This is a genomic window from Pseudomonas sp. SORGH_AS_0199 (genome assembly GCF_031453735.1).
Taxonomy (GTDB): Bacteria; Pseudomonadota; Gammaproteobacteria; order Pseudomonadales; family Pseudomonadaceae; genus Chryseomonas; species Chryseomonas aestiva.
Genome location: NZ_JAVJAE010000001.1, coordinates 1510153 through 1523077, shown reverse-complemented (window position 1 = coordinate 1523077; position 12925 = coordinate 1510153). Strand labels below are relative to the sequence as shown.

Sequence of the window (12925 nt, the reverse complement as noted above, 5' to 3'; positions counted from 1 at the left end):
ATACCCATGAAACAGCTGCTCGACCTGACCTTCGACAACAGATTCGCCCGCCTGGGCGATGACTTCTCCACCCATATCGACCCCCGGCCGCTGGACGATCCGCGGCTGGTGGTCGCCTCGCCGGCAGCGATGGCGCTGCTGGACCTGGACCCGGCAGTGGCCGAGACGCCCGAATTCACCCAGGTGTTCGCCGGGGCCCAGCTCTGGGACAGCGCCGAACCCCGGGCCATGGTCTATTCCGGCCATCAGTTCGGCTCCTACAACCCCCGCCTCGGCGATGGCCGCGGCCTACTGCTGGGCGAGGCGGTCAACGACCGCGGCGAACACTGGGACCTGCACCTCAAGGGCGCCGGTCTCACACCCTTCTCGCGCATGGGCGACGGCCGCGCCGTGCTGCGCTCCTCCATCCGCGAATTCCTCGCTTCCGAGGCCCTGCACGCTCTGGGCATCCCCACCACCCGGGCGTTGTGCGTGATCGGCTCCGCCACCCAGGTGGTGCGCGAACGACTGGAAACCGGCGCCACCCTGCTACGTATGGCGCCCAGCCACGTGCGCTTCGGCCATTTCGAATACTTCTACTACACCCGCCAGCATCAGCTGCTGGCGCAGCTGGGCGAGCATGTGCTGGCCGCGCACTTCCCCGAATTGCTGACGACGCCTGAGCCCTGGGCCGCGCTGTTCCGCGAGGTGGTGGAGCGCAACGCCCGGCTGATCGCCCACTGGCAGGCCTATGGCTTCTGCCACGGGGTGATGAACACCGACAATTTCTCGATCCTGGGGCTCACCTTCGATTTCGGCCCCTTCGCCTTTCTCGACGACTTCGACGCCCAGTTCATCTGCAATCACTCCGATCACACCGGGCGCTACTCCTACAGCAACCAGGTGCCCATCGCCCACTGGAACCTGGCGGCCCTGGCCCAGGCGCTGACGCCCAAGGTGGCGGTGGAGACGCTGCAGGAGAGCATCGCCCTCTTCCTGCCGCTGTACCAGGCGCACTATCTCGACCTGATGCGCCATCGGCTGGGTCTGCAGGAGGCGCGGGACGAAGACCAGGAGCTGGTCGAGCGCCTGCTGGCCCTGATGCAGCAGGGCGGCGTGGACTATCACCTGTTCTTCCGTCACCTGGGCGAAGACGAACCTGCCGCGGCGTTGGCCCGGGTGCGCGAGGACTTCATCGACCTGCGCGGTTTCGACGACTGGGGCCAGGCCTATCGCGCGCGCCTGGAGGCCGAAGGCGGTACCGCAGCCGACCGCACCGCACGCATGAATGCGGTCAATCCGCTATATGTGCTGCGCAATTACCTGGCCCAGCAGGCCATCGAGCAGGCCGAAGCGGGCGACTACCGCGAGGTGCGCCTGCTGCACGAGGTGCTGTCACGCCCCTTCGAGGCCCAGCCGGGACGCGAGCGCTTCGCCCAGCGGCCGCCGGATTGGGGCAAGCACCTGGAGATCAGCTGCTCGTCCTGAGAGCCTATTTATAACCTGCTGCGCGTCGGCCAAACTGCGTTGAAAAGGCTCTGGAAGGCCAGCCCCGTCGAAATGCTCATTTACCACTCGTAAACTCGCACGCGAGCCCGGTCCGCTTCCTCAAGCCTTTTCGTGGGGCCGCCCAGGCCTTGTTTGCTTCTAGCTCGCGAGATTATAAAAAGGCTCTGAGAGCTGACCGTATCTAGGCGCCGTTGACCTGGAAGACGTGCCGCAGATAATGCAGGAAGTCCGGCTCGCCGCCCTGGGCCTTGCCCGGGGCGTCGGATATCTTGGCCACCGGCTGACCGTTGCAGCGACTCATCTTAAGCACCATGTTCATCGGCTGCACCCCGGGGATGTCGCAGGTGAAGTGGGTGCCGATACCGAAGCTCACGTTGATCCGCTCGCGCAGGGCGCGAAACAGCGCCAGGGCCTTTTCCAGGTTGAGCGAGTCGGAGAACACCAGGGTCTTGGTCAGGGGATCTATGCCCAGCTGCTGGTAGTGGGCGATGGCCTTTTCCGCCCACTGCAGGGGATCGCCGCTGTCGTGCCGCAGGCCGTCGAACAGCTTGGCGAAGTAGAGATCGAAATCGCGCAGGAAGGCATCCATGGTGATGGTGTCGGTCAGGGCGATACCGAGCTGACCGCGATACTCGCGCACCCAGCAGTCGAGGGCGGAGATCTGGCTGTCGATCAGTCGCGGCCCCAGTTGCTGGTGCGCCATCAGCCACTCGTGGGCCATGGTGCCCAGGGGCGCGACATCCAGCTTCCAGGCCAGGTGCACATTGCTGGTGCCAACGAAGCGACCGGGGAAGTCGTCCCTCAGGCTGCGCACCACCATCTCCTGCACCCCATAGGAGAAACGCCGCCGGGTGCCGAAGTCGGCCATCTTGAACTCGGCCAGTTCATCGGCGCCCGCCTCTCGTGCCAGCCAGTCGAACTTGCGATAGAGCTGATCCTGCGCCACCTGCAGCGGCAGATCGGCATGGCGTTGGCGATTGCGCACCTCGCTGATCAGCGCCAGGATCGGCACCTCGAACAGGATCAGGTGCAGCCAGGGACCTTTCAGGGTCAGGGTGAAGCGCCCTTCTTCCTCGCCCAGGAACACATAGGACGGATTGAAGCGAAATAGCCGCAGGAAGCGGATGAAGTCCGGGGTGATGAAGGGGATGCGCTCGAGAAAGGCCAGCTGACCGTCGCTGATGGCGACATCGGCGAGGGCATCGATCTCGGCCTGGATGGCCGCGTGATAGGGCCGCAGGTCTTCGTCGTTGCGGCAGCGAAAGGCCCACTCGACTTCCGCATTGGGATAGTTGTGCAGGACGGCCTGCATCATGGTGAGCTTGTAGAAGTCGGTGTCCAGCAGGCTTTGCACGGCCTGCTCGGAAAAACTATCGGCCATCATCGGCGGGGGCTCGGCAGCTAGAAGTCAGACGACAGGATGCCCAACTTGCCGAGGAAGCGAAAGGCGCTTGACCGCCCGAGGGCCTAGCGGTTGTGGGTCTGGGTCATGCCGAAGAGAAACAGCAGCAGGTCCTGGCTACCCGTGCTGGAGGTGGTCAGGCTGCGAGCCACCGGCGTCTGGCAATACTCGAGGCCTTCACTGCCGACCACCACCGCCGCCGGCCGCAGCCAGCTCGCATAGGCCAATGTGGTGACCCCACAGAAAGCCGCGATCAGCAAACCTCGAGTAATTTGTGAAGTCATGGCTCTAACCCTCTGATCTTCCGTCCCAACGCCTGTTGGTAAACGTAGAGGAGAGTTCGCCATTGCGCAGCATTCCACGACGAATGGCGGCGTAATTGCAGCATATCCCGACGGGCGGCCGTGTCTATACCGATGCGCTGGCGACATTTCTCCAGATCGAGCAGGGCGACGGAGAATTCCTTGCCCTGAGGGCCGACTCGTTCGGCCACGAAGATGTGCTTGGGATAGAGGCAACCGTGTTGCCAGCGGTGCCGATGCATGCGCGCCAGCACCTCGCCCAGGGTGGTCAGGAAACGCTCGTGCTCGGCTTCGCTGAGAGACTGGCCGCCACCTTCGGCGTACCACTGATCGAGGTCCTGATAGCCTTCCAGAGCGGCGCTCACCAGCAGCGCGCGCCAGCCGCCCTGGGCATGCTGGGCATCGCAGAACAGTAGTTCGGGAACCTGAATGCCCAGGTCGCGAAAGGCGATCAGCGCATCGCGCTCGCGCAGAGCGGTGGGACGTCCCAGGGGATGACGCAGGCTGCGATAGAGATGGCCGACCTGGCGCTTGACGTAGGCCAGGGTACCGTCGGGCAGCTGCAGGCGCTGAACACCGCTTTCGCCACCGCGGCGGACGTTGGGGGCTTCCACCCAATCACCCGCGGTGTTCCACCAGCGATCGAAACGCTCTTCGCCTTGCGTTACGGCTCCCATCAGCTGCCTCTCTTATTCTAGATAGCTTCAATTGGCCTTGCGCAGGACATAGACCCGCCACATGGCATAGCCCGGCAGGAAATCCAGAGCGCGGTCGACGACGAAGCCGGCCTGGGCGACCTCCGCCTCGAACTGGCTGCGCTCGACGATGAATCTGTTCTGATAACCGCCACGGTCGCGGCCCTGGGCCTTGCGACGGCGCTCCAGCGCCTGACGCCGCCAGGCCTTGAAGTTGCCATCCACCCACAACGACAGGATGACACTGTCGCGGGTCACCCGGTGGAACTCCTGCAGCAGTGCCAGTCGGTCCGCCGATTCGCCCACATGGTGAAACAAGCGCATACAGAAAATGCAATCTACAGAATTGTCAGACAGGTCGATAGCGAAAGCCGACGTCTGTAGCGTCTTCACTCGGGCCACGACGTCCGCCGGCTGCTGATCGCGGGCGGTGGCCAGCATGTTTTCCGAGTAATCGGCACCGATGATCAGGCGATTGCGCTTTTCCGCCAGCAGCGGCCAGAAGCGCCCTGCCCCACTGGGCAGATCCAGCACCAGATTGGGTTGGCCGGCGATGCTCAGGGCCTGCCGCGCCAGTTGCTGGTCGCGCCAGTTGGACAGACGCCGGGCCAGACCGTCCTGATGCTTCAGGTAATACTGGCGGGCGTGGTCGGCGTCGTACTTTTGCGAAAAGGGCAGGTCGATGGGCGCTTTCACGGAGGCGGCTCCTGAGGGAGTGGAGAAGTGCCGCCACCCTACCCGGCCCCCTGTCAAACCCCGGTCAAGCCTTTGTGAAATTTCTGTAACCTCAGTCCGCTAGTCTGTCGGTGCCGAGTGCTATCTCGAAGCGGCAACCGCCCGCCGTGCTTTCACCCAGGTTCACGTGCCAGCCCTGCAGCTGGCAGATCCTGCGCACCAGCGACAAGCCCAGCCCGAGGCCCTCGCCACGCCCCTCCGCGCCCCGCACGAAGGGCTGGAACATCGCCTCGCGCTGCTCCTCGGGGATGCCGACGCCGCTGTCTTCCACCACGAAGCCGTCCGTCCCGACATGCAGGCCGATGTAACCCCGCTCGGTGTAATGCAGCGCATTGCGCAACAGATTGCTCATTACCGAGCGCAGAAAGGGCTCGTGCCAGAGCGCCTGGTCAGCCCCCGGCGCCACGCTCAGCCGCCACTGCAGGCCCTTGGCTTCCACCGCCGCCTGCCACTCCTGCGTTTGCCGCCGCGCCACGTCGGCCAGGGTGGCCCGCGGGGCCTGGGTGTCGTTGTCGCCCTGGTTGCGCGCCAGGGCCAGAAAGGTCTGCACCAGTTCCTGCATCTCCCGCGCCGCACGGATCATCCGTTCCAGCGGACCCTTCGCCCGCGCTGGCAGATCCGGCGTGGCCTCGAGCAATTCGCAGGAGGAATTGATCACCATCAGCGGAGTACGCAATTCGTGGCTGACGTCACTGGTGAACAGCCGTTCCCGGGCCAGGGCAGCACGCAGGCGCTCCAGGGCATCGTCGAAGGCCCCGGCCAGCTCGCCGACCTCGTCCTTGGCGTAGTCCGGCGCCAGGGGCGGGGTTACATCGAGCAACTGGTCACGCCGGCGCACCTGACGCGCCAGCCGTACGACCGGGGCGATCACCCGCCGCGCCAGGGCCCAGCCCAGCAGCCAGGCCAGGGCCACGCTGATCAGGAAGCCGACCAGCACCACCTTGTAGAGCAGGCGTTCGCGCGCCTCGAAATCGCTCTGGTTCTGCAGCAGGACGAAGTGATTGCCCTCCAGCTCGGCCACATAGGCATAGAAGTACTGTTGATCCTCCTCCACTTCACTGAAGCCGGCCGGCAGCTCGCGCAGGTGCGCTGGCAGCTGTGCCACCTCGGTGAGAGGCACGAAATACAGGCGCATGTCCGGGTCCAGCACCGGCTGGCCGCCGCGCTTCATGTCGCGCTGCACCATGCGCTCCAGTTCATTGTGCAGATCGGTGGAGATCAGGCGTTCCTCGACGGTATGCACCGCGGCGACGATCCCCAGGGCAAAGACGCCACCCACCAGAAAGGTCATCAGCACGAAGGCGATGACGATCCGTCGCGACAGGCTCAGGTGATATTCCATGGCTAGTCCTGCTCGACCAGTTTGTAGCCCACGCCGTGAATGGTGCGCAGCAGCGGCTGCTCGAAGGGCTTGTCGATCACCTGGCGCAACTGGTGGACGTGGCTGCGCAGGCTGTCACTATCAGGGTAGTCCTCGCCCCATACCGCTTCCTCCAGCACCTCGCGCCGCACCACATGGGGCGACTTCTGCATCAGCAGGGCGAGAATCTTGAGGCCGATGGGATTGAGCTTGAGCGCCTTGCCGGCGCGACTGACCTCCAGGGTGTCGAGGTCATAGCTGAGATCGGCGACCTGCAGCTGCCGCCGCCCGCCGCCCTTGGCCCGGCGCATGACCGCCTCGACGCGGGCGGCCAATTCGGACAGGGCGAAGGGCTTGACCAGATAGTCGTCGGCGCCGGAGCGAAAGCCTTCCAGACGATCGTCGAGTTGATCGCGGGCGGTGAGCATGATCACCGGGGTGTCGCGGCGGGCATCCTGGCGCAGCCGCTGGCAGAGGGTGTAGCCATCGATGCCGGGCAGCATGATGTCGAGGATCAGCAGGTCATAGTGCTCGGTCGCGGCCAGGTGCAGGCCCGACAGCCCATCCTGGGCGCAATCCACGCTGTAGCCCTTGAGACTGAGGTAGTCCAGCAGATTGCTGAGGATGTCGCGGTTGTCTTCCACCACCAGGATACGCATGTCGCTGACCTCTTGCCCGAGCCCACCGCGGGCCTCGTTGTCGTCTGTTCGGCACAGAGCCTAACCGGCCCCGGCGGCCTCGACCAGCGCGGGCGGGCCGGCGACCGGCCATAAAAAACCCCGGTGTCCGCGAGGAGCACCGGGGTTGGGCTCGGCCCGGGGGCCGGAGCGGGTGTTACATCATGCCGCCCATGCCACCCATGCCGCCCATGTCGGGCATGGCCGGAGCGGAGTCGTCTTTCGGCAGCTCGGCCACGATGGCTTCGGTGGTGATCAGCAGACCGGCGATGGAAGAAGCGGCCTGCAGCGCGCTGCGGGTCACCTTGGCCGGGTCGATGATGCCGAATTCCAGCATGTCGCCGTATTCGCCGGTGGCGGCGTTGTAGCCGTAGTTGCCGCTGCCCTGCTTGACCTTGTCCAGCACGACGGAGGCTTCGTCACCGGCGTTGGCCACGATCTGGCGCAGCGGGGCTTCGACGGCGCGACGCAGGATGTTGATACCGGCGTTCTGCTCTTCGTTGATGCCTTTCAGGTCCTTCAGCGCGTCCAGGGCACGGACCAGGGCGACACCGCCGCCAGGCACCACGCCTTCTTCCACGGCAGCGCGGGTAGCGTGCAGGGCGTCTTCAACGCGGGCTTTCTTCTCTTTCATCTCGACTTCGGTGGCAGCGCCAACCTTGATCACGGCAACACCGCCGGCCAGCTTGGCCAGACGCTCTTGCAGCTTCTCTTTGTCGTAGTCGGAAGAGGTTTCTTCGACCTGGGCACGGATCTGCTTGATGCGGGCCTGGATGTCGACTTCCACGCCAGCGCCGTCGATGACGGTGGTGTTTTCCTTGTTCAGGACCACACGCTTGGCTTGACCCAGGTGCTCCAGGGTGGTGCTTTCCAGGCTCAGACCGACTTCTTCGGAGATGACGGTACCGCCGGTCAGGATGGCGATGTCCTGCAGCATGGCCTTGCGACGATCACCGAAGCCCGGCGCCTTGACGGCAGCGACCTTGACGATACCGCGCATGTTGTTGACCACCAGGGTGGCCAGGGCTTCGCCTTCGACGTCTTCGGCGACGATCAGCAGCGGGCGACCGGCCTTGGCGACAGATTCCAGCACCGGCAGCAGTTCGCGGATGTTAGAGATCTTCTTGTCGACCAGCAGCAGCAGCGGGCTGTCCAGCTCGGCCGACATGGTGTCGGGCTTGTTGATGAAGTAGGGCGACAGGTAGCCACGGTCGAACTGCATGCCTTCGACGACGGACAGTTCATTTTCCAGGCCCGAGCCTTCTTCGACGGTGATGACGCCTTCCTTACCAACCTTCTCCATGGCTTCGGCGATGATGTTGCCGATGCTTTCGTCGGAGTTGGCGGAGATGGTGCCTACCTGGGCGATGGCCTTGCTGTCGGCGCAGGGCTTGGACAGGTTCTTCAGCTCGGCGACGACGGCAGCGGTAGCCTTGTCGATGCCGCGCTTCAGATCCATCGGGTTCAGGCCGGCGGCCACGGACTTCAGGCCTTCGGTGACGATGGCCTGGGCCAGCACGGTGGCGGTGGTGGTGCCGTCGCCGGCAGCGTCGTTGGCCTTGGAGGCCACGTCTTTCACCAGCTGGGCGCCGATGTTCTCGATGCGATCCTTGAGCTCGATCTCCTTGGCGACGGACACGCCGTCCTTGGTGATCAGGGGAGCACCGAAGCTACGCTCCAGAACCACGTTACGGCCTTTCGGGCCCAGGGTGGCCTTGACGGCGTCGGCCAGGGTGTTGACACCGGTCAGCAGCTTCTTGCGCGCGGAGTCACCGAATTTGACGTCTTTTGCAGCCATGTTCTGTTTCCTCTAAGAAATTCGAAAAGTGAGCGGGGATCAGCCTTCGATAACGGCCAGGATTTCGGACTCAGCCATCACCAGCAGTTCTTCGCCATCGACCTTGATGGCGTTGCTGCCGGAATAGGGACCGAAAACCACCTTGTCACCCACTTTCACCGCCGGAGCACGGACGTCGCCGTTGTCCAGCACGCGTCCAGTGCCTACGGCAACCACTTCACCGCGGTTCGGCTTTTCGGCAGCCGAGCCCGGCAGCACGATGCCGCCAGCGGATTTGGTCTCTTCTTCGCTGCGACGAATCACAACGCGATCATGCAGAGGACGAAGCGCCATTGTCGTATCTCCCAAAGTTCTAAGTGTTTCCAGCGCCGATGACTGCATCGGCAGTTTGTTTTTACCGGCTGCGCCGGGTGCGCCCCGTGCATGACAGGACGCGAAACCTGCTCGCCTTGCGGCGACAACCTTGCGGTGTCCGCTACATGAGGTTGTCGCCAGGCATTTCAAGGGCGGAGGACAAAATTTTTAGCGTTTTTGCTCGTCGCGGTGCACCACTTCACCCTCGATCACCTCGGGGCGATGAGGCGCGCCCTGACCGGCGCCCGGCTGATAGCCCTGGGCGCCGGGATTGCGCCGGGTCACCCGGCCGATCACCGCGCCCAGCAGGGCCTTGCGGGTCACCGGCAAGAGGCAGACGAGCGCCAGAACGTCGCTGATGAAGCCCGGGAAGATCAGCAGGGCGCCGGCGATCGCCAGGGTCAGGCCCTGGATGACTTCCTGCTCGGGCATTTGCCCCTGGGCCAGGCGCATGCGGATGCGCCAGAGGGTGGTGAAGCCGGCGACACGCAGCAGGGCGACGCCGACCAGAAAGCTCAGAAGCAGCAGGGCGAAGGTGGCGAGCACGCCGATTTCGCTGCCGATCTTGATGAGTACGGCCAGTTCCACAAAGGGAAACAGCAAGAAGAGTAAGGCGGTCACGCGCATCTCAGGTCCTTCACGGTGGAAGCCGGTTGAAAGACAGGAGATGGAGGCGGTCGAGCCGATTTCAAGGTCGCCGCCAGGCGCCCGGCACAAACGACAAGGCCGCGAAAGTCGCGGCCTTGAGGGGGTTGCACAGGGTCAGGGAAATATCGGGTTACCAGGACACGCCGACGCCGGCGGTGTACTCGGTCTGGTTGACGTTGCCCTCGGCACCGCTGGTCAGTTCCTTGGACGCCTTGAGGTTCAGCGACGCCCAGTTGGTCACCTTGTATCTCAGGCCGACATCGCCGTCGAAGGTGAAGTTGGCGGTGTTGTCCAGCGGACGACCCAGTTCACCCGTGGTGAAGAACTGGATGGTCTGACCGTACAGATAGCGGTTGTAGTCCCACTTCATGCTCGCCGAGAGGAACTGGTCGGAGCCGCCGTCGGCATACTGGTAGCGATTGTGGTTGAGCAGCCCGGTGAGCGAGAAGGCACCCAGTTCGTTGTCCCAGAACTGGTAACCGGGACCGGTACCCAGGGTCCGCTGCTTGGCCAGCGCCTGGATCCAGTCGCGCTTGTATTCGGCGCGGCCCTGCCAGAAGAATTTCTCGTCGAAGAAGCGATCCAGGGCGTATTGCAGATCGTACTTGTTGGTCGAGACGGTATCGTTGGCCTTGTAGCGGTCGTAGCTGCCGTTGGCGTTGTGCCGCCACATGCCATGCCGCGCCTGGGTCTTGAAGTCGATGTCGTACTTCTGGCTGTCCTCGGAGGAGCTGATGTAGTCCAGGCCGGCGTCGATGTTGCCTTTCCAGGCGAAGTCGCGCAGGAAGGGCCGCGGCGGCACGATCTGGGTGATGCTGGCCAGGGGGACGGTCTGCTGGCCATCGGTGGTGGTGACCACCACCTGGCCGTCGTCGGCCGGCTTGAGGCTTTCCACCGGGAAATCGGGTTCGTACTTGCCGCGCTGGACGATGACGGGCTTGTCACGCTGCAGCGTCTTGATCTTGTCCCAGGACAGGGGAATGTTGCCGCCGTATTCGGTCTGCAAGAGCAGCTTCTTGCTGTCCAGCAGCTTGATGGTTCCGGTCAGACGATCGCCATTCTTGAGCCAGACGGTGTCGGCATGGGCGAAAGAGGCGAGTGACAACAGCGCGAGCGAGGAGAGCAATCGAAAACGCATGGGCACCAGGACACCTTTGGGTGGACTTGGGTGGAAAGGTAACGAAACGAGAGGGGCGCGATTATCCGGGTGCCAGAGGCTCGCGCAACCGTTCCTGGGTAAAAGTTAGGCAAGTTTCCGGAAATACTGCCCAAAGGTCGGACGTCTTGGGAGAATGCGGCAGCTCGACACGTTTCAGCACCACCGTAACCAAACTTTTCGGCACACTGGCACTCTTCTCCCCCGGAGCAGCAGGGCGTCATGCGTGCACCCCCTCCCCTCGAATCCCGTCGCCAGGCCGTCTTCCTGGCACTGGCCGCCATTCCCGCGGGGCGGGTGGTCAGCTATGGCCAGTTGGCGGAACTCGCCGGGCTCGGTCGCGGAGCCCGCTGGGTGGGCTGGGTGCTGGGGCGTCTGCCGGAGGGCAGTGCCCTGCCCTGGCATCGGGTGATCGCGGCGGATGGCCGGCCGAGCCTGACCCAGGACAGCCCCTCTGGCCGGGAGCAACGCGAGCGGCTGCGGGCCGAGGGTGTACTGCTGCACGAGGACCGGGTGGACATGCGTCGGTACCGGTGGAATCCAGCTGAGAGTGTCGAGTAGAGTGCGCGTTTTTTCCGAGCCCAAGGGCATGTTTGCACGTTTCTGGCGTGAAGCCGTCACCACCTACAAGTCAAAGGCCTGCCTGGCCCTGCTGCTGCTGGGTTTCGCTGCGGGCCTGCCAGCCATGCTGGTGTTTTCCACCCTGTCGGTCTGGCTGCGCGAAGCGGGCGTGAGTCGCGAGACCATCGGCTATGCCAGCTGGATCGGCCTGGCCTATGCCTTCAAGTGGGTCTGGTCACCCATGCTCGACCTGTGGAAGCTGCCGCTGATCGGCAAGCTCGGGCGGCGACGCTCCTGGCTGGTGCTGTCGCAGATCCTGGTGGGCCTGGGATTGATCGGCATGGCGCTGTGCAATCCGCAGCAGCACCTGGAGCAACTCATCGCCCTGGCCGTGCTGGTGGCCTTTGCCTCGGCCACCCAGGACATCGCCGTGGACGCCTATCGCCTGGAAATCGCCGACGACGATCGCCAGGCCGCCCTGGCCGCCTGCTACATGACCGGCTATCGCATCGCCGCCCTGCTGGCCAGCGCCGGCGCGCTGTTTCTCGCCGAGGAGCTGGGCTCGTCCCGGTTGGGCTACAGCCAGAGCGCCTGGGCCACCACCTACATGCTGTTCGCCCTCCTGGTGCTGCCGGGCCTGGTGACCAGCGTGCTGATTCGCGAACCCGAGCCGGTAGCGCCCATGGCCATGGCGGAATCGCGCTTCGGCTTCAATCACCAGCTGGTGGCGGTTGCCCTGCTGCTGGTGATGCTGATCTCCATCCCCGCCGCCATCAATGCCGCCATCGCCCAGGCCTGGCCACGCGCCCTGCTCTACAGCCTGTTCATCGTCGGCTGCCTGTCGCCCTGGGGCCGCTATTGCTCCAAGCCGCTGAGCGATCTCATGCGCCGCATGCGCGAGCCCCTGCGGTTGCGCGATGCGGCCAATGCCGAAGAACTGCCACGCTTCGACTTCGTCCACCAGATGGTCTCGGTGATCCTGCTGATCGTGCTGATCGTGGCCGCCACCGGCGGCCTGTCGGCCCTGGCCGGCGGCTACTGGCCGCGCGGTCTGATGTACGGCCTGATCGTCTGGCTGTGCCTGACCGCGCCGGGGCGCCGGCTGATGGCACCGGTGCTGACGCCCATCACCGAATTCATCCAGCGCTACCAGTGGCAGGCGCTGCTGCTGCTCGGCCTGATCTCCACCTATCGGCTGTCCGACACGGTCATGGGGGTGATGGCCAGCGTCTTCTATATCGACGTGGGCTACAGCAAGGAAACCATCGCCGGAGTCAGCAAGATCTTCGGGGTGTTCATGACCCTGTTCGGCGCGGGCCTGGGCGGCGTGCTGATCACCCGGGTAGGCATCCTGCCGATCCTTTTCCTCGGCGGCGCCGCTTCGGCGCTGACCAATCTGCTGTTCGTGGTGATCGCTTCCACCGGCGCCAACGTGCCGCTGCTGATCGCCACGATCTGCGCCGACAACGTCAGCGGCGGCATGGCCACCTCGGCCTTTGTCGCCTACCTGTCGAGTCTGACCAACCTCAGATTCTCGGCCACCCAGTACGCCATGCTCAGCTCGCTGATGCTGCTGTTGCCGCGCCTGCTGGGTGGCTATTCGGGGGCCATGGTCGAGCACGTCGGCTACAGCTCGTTCTTCTCACTGACCGCGCTGATGGGGGTGCCGACGCTGCTGCTGATCGCCGTGCTCTGGCTGCGTCAGCGGCGCGATCCCGCCGTCGTCAAGACCGGCGGGAGCTGAGCGGG

Annotated in this window: 13 protein-coding genes; 3 read left to right on the top strand and 10 right to left on the bottom strand. The window is 64.5% G+C overall.

Going from position 1 to position 12925, the window contains the following annotated elements:
- Window positions 1–6: 6 nt before the first annotated feature.
- Window positions 7–1467 carry a protein adenylyltransferase SelO gene (gene selO / locus QE444_RS07255; RefSeq protein ID WP_309737650.1) on the top strand — a complete coding sequence of 487 codons (1461 nt, stop codon included), beginning with the start codon at window positions 7–9 and terminating at the stop codon, window positions 1465–1467.
- Between the two features lie 202 nt (window positions 1468–1669).
- On the opposite strand, the gene pncB is transcribed toward selO, so the two are convergent.
- The 10 genes from pncB to QE444_RS07205 form a co-directional block, all read right to left on the bottom strand.
- Window positions 1670–2872 (bottom strand): nicotinate phosphoribosyltransferase, encoded by a 1203-nt coding sequence (gene pncB / locus QE444_RS07250; RefSeq protein ID WP_187978459.1) that lies wholly within the window; start codon window positions 2870–2872, stop codon window positions 1670–1672.
- Window positions 2873–2955: 83 nt separating this feature from the next.
- Window positions 2956–3174: a hypothetical protein gene (locus tag QE444_RS07245; protein ID WP_178083940.1), complete on the bottom strand. Its 219-nt coding sequence runs from the start codon at window positions 3172–3174 to the stop codon at window positions 2956–2958.
- Window positions 3171–3869 (bottom strand): lipopolysaccharide kinase InaA family protein, encoded by a 699-nt coding sequence (locus tag QE444_RS07240; RefSeq protein ID WP_187978458.1) that lies wholly within the window; start codon window positions 3867–3869, stop codon window positions 3171–3173. The genes QE444_RS07245 and QE444_RS07240 overlap by 4 nt, the downstream gene beginning before the upstream one ends.
- 27 nt (window positions 3870–3896) lie before the next feature.
- Entirely contained in the window at window positions 3897–4583 is a 687-nt protein-coding gene (locus tag QE444_RS07235) for a class I SAM-dependent methyltransferase (RefSeq protein WP_133863002.1), read from the bottom strand.
- A gap of 91 nt (window positions 4584–4674) precedes the next feature.
- Window positions 4675–5964 (bottom strand): HAMP domain-containing sensor histidine kinase, encoded by a 1290-nt coding sequence (locus QE444_RS07230; RefSeq protein ID WP_309737649.1) that lies wholly within the window; start codon window positions 5962–5964, stop codon window positions 4675–4677.
- Window positions 5965–5966: 2 nt separating this feature from the next.
- A complete protein-coding gene (locus tag QE444_RS07225) occupies window positions 5967–6641 on the bottom strand; it encodes a response regulator transcription factor (RefSeq protein WP_187978456.1) in 675 nt (224 codons plus the stop codon).
- Window positions 6642–6816: 175 nt separating this feature from the next.
- Complete coding sequence (gene groL, locus QE444_RS07220) at window positions 6817–8457, bottom strand: chaperonin GroEL (protein ID WP_133863005.1); 1641 nt, start codon at window positions 8455–8457, stop codon at window positions 6817–6819.
- 39 nt (window positions 8458–8496) lie between these two features.
- Window positions 8497–8790, bottom strand: coding sequence for a co-chaperone GroES (locus QE444_RS07215; protein ID WP_007161933.1), 294 nt, complete (start codon window positions 8788–8790; stop codon window positions 8497–8499).
- A 189-nt stretch (window positions 8791–8979) separates the two neighbouring features.
- Window positions 8980–9438 carry an FxsA family protein gene (locus QE444_RS07210; protein WP_133863006.1) on the bottom strand — a complete coding sequence of 153 codons (459 nt, stop codon included), beginning with the start codon at window positions 9436–9438 and terminating at the stop codon, window positions 8980–8982.
- Window positions 9439–9589: 151 nt separating this feature from the next.
- The gene (locus tag QE444_RS07205) at window positions 9590–10597 is read right to left on the bottom strand and encodes a DUF481 domain-containing protein (protein WP_133863007.1); all 1008 of its coding nucleotides are present in this window, start codon (window positions 10595–10597) and stop codon (window positions 9590–9592) included.
- A gap of 240 nt (window positions 10598–10837) precedes the next feature.
- Between QE444_RS07205 and QE444_RS07200 the strand changes: the two genes are divergently transcribed.
- Together QE444_RS07200 and QE444_RS07195 are read left to right on the top strand one after the other, a co-directional pair.
- Window positions 10838–11176 (top strand): MGMT family protein, encoded by a 339-nt coding sequence (locus QE444_RS07200; RefSeq protein ID WP_133863008.1) that lies wholly within the window; start codon window positions 10838–10840, stop codon window positions 11174–11176.
- A 28-nt stretch (window positions 11177–11204) separates the two neighbouring features.
- The gene (locus QE444_RS07195; protein ID WP_158889438.1) at window positions 11205–12920 is read left to right on the top strand and encodes an AmpG family muropeptide MFS transporter; all 1716 of its coding nucleotides are present in this window, start codon (window positions 11205–11207) and stop codon (window positions 12918–12920) included.
- The last annotated feature ends 5 nt before the right edge of the window (window positions 12921–12925 follow it).